Source organism: Jatrophihabitans sp. (assembly GCF_036389215.1).
Taxonomy (GTDB): Bacteria; Actinomycetota; Actinomycetes; order Mycobacteriales; family Jatrophihabitantaceae; genus Jatrophihabitans_A.
Genome location: NZ_DASVQG010000319.1, coordinates 1 through 1,639 on the forward strand (window position 1 = coordinate 1; position 1,639 = coordinate 1,639).

Here is a 1,639-nt window from a genome sequence, read left to right on the forward strand (position 1 = left end):
CGGCAGGTGATACGTCGCCGACCCCGGATCCCACTGATACAGAAACCACAAACCCAACTGCTGCCACGACAACGGCAACAACCCATCCCGACCAACCGCAACCACCCCACCACCACCAACCAACTCCGCACGCCGGCGGCGCAGTTGCCGCTCCATCAGCGCACGTCGATTGGCTGCCAGCGGCGCGGCGTCCTGCTCGGGTTTGTCCAGCACGGTGAACTCCGTCTACTCGCCGGTGCTCTCGGCGAGCATCCGGTTGATCTCGTCCTCGGACATGCCGGCGATCTCCGCCTCGAGTTCGGACAGCTCGGCCTCGTCGAAGCTCTCACGCAGGGTGTCGTCCACCAGCGCGGCGAGCTGGTGCAGTGTCGGGTGGGTGAACAGCTGTCGCGGCTCCAGCGTCAGGTAGAAGGCGTCGCGGATCCGGGACAGCAATTGGGTGGCTTGCAGAGAACTGCCGCCGAGGGAGAAGAAACTGTCTCGCTGACCGATGCTCTCGCCGTCGACATTCAGCAGTTCGCTCCAGATACCGGCAATGATCCGTTCGGTTTCCGACGCCGGTGGCAGGTGCGGCAGCTCGTCGGGCGAGGCCGGTACCGGCAGCCGCTCGCGGTCCAGCTTTCCGTTCGCGTTCAGCGGCAGCGAGTCCAACAGGGTGAACGTGGACGGGATCATGTGCAGCGGGATGTGCTCGGACAGGTGCCTGAACAGCGCGTCGTTGTCCAGCTCGGCGCCCGGTGCCCCCATGCCGTTGCTGCCATCGGCTTGGCCGCTCTCCTCGGGCACCAGATAGGCATCCAGCCGCGGGCCGCCTGCGGCGGCGTCGTTCACCACGACGGCTGATTGCCTTATCCCGGCGAAAGATGCCAGCGCATGCTCGATCTCGCCGAGTTCGATCCGCAGGCCGCGGATCTTGATCTGCCGGTCCAGCCGGCCGATGAACTGCAACTGGCCGCCGGCCTGCCAGGCCACCACGTCTCCGGTGGCATACATCCGGGCGCCGGGTTCGCCGAACGGGCACGGCACGAACCGTTCGGCGGTCAGCGCCGGTTGGCCGAGGTAACCGCGCGCCAGGCCTACCCCGGCGATGTAGAGCTGGCCGGGGATGCCGATCGGTACCGGATTGCCCGCGGCGTCAAGCACGTAGGCGCGGTAGTTGGCCATCGCCCGCCCGATCGGCGGCGATGCGGTCAGCGGCTCGTCCGGGCAGGCGTAGTCCACGCACGCCACCGTTGCCTCGGTAGGGCCATAGCCGTTGTGGAACTGCCGCCGCGACGTCCGCCAACGGTTGACCAGCTCGGCGGGAAATGCTTCCAGCCCGACGAACAGCGCGCGCAGCTCAGGCAGCGAATCCGGATCGAGCAGGCCCAGCACGGCCGGCGGGATGTCGGCGACGCTGATCCGTTCCCGCCGCATGAGGTCGGCGAGCAGCGTCACGTCATGCAGCACCGACCGGGGGGCGCCTACCAGGGTGGCACCGCTGGCCAGCGCTGGGTAGATGTCGAAGATGCTGACGTCGAAGGACGGATTGGCAAACTGCAGCACCCGATCCTCCGCCGTCATGGAGAACAGCTCGCGGGCGGCGCCGACGAAGTTGACCACCGCCCGGTGCGGCACCAGCACGCCCTTCGGCGTGCCG

2 protein-coding genes are annotated in these 1,639 nt (G+C 67.8%); both read right to left on the reverse strand.

Annotated elements, in window-relative coordinates; genetic code table 11:
- Window positions 1-213 (reverse strand): hypothetical protein (locus VF542_RS18200; RefSeq protein ID WP_408653114.1); only part of this gene is annotated, 213 nt, incomplete at its 3' end.
- 12 nt (window positions 214-225) lie between these two features.
- The coding region (locus VF542_RS18205) for a non-ribosomal peptide synthetase (RefSeq protein ID WP_408653115.1) at window positions 226-1,639 on the reverse strand (1,414 nt) is incomplete at its 5' end.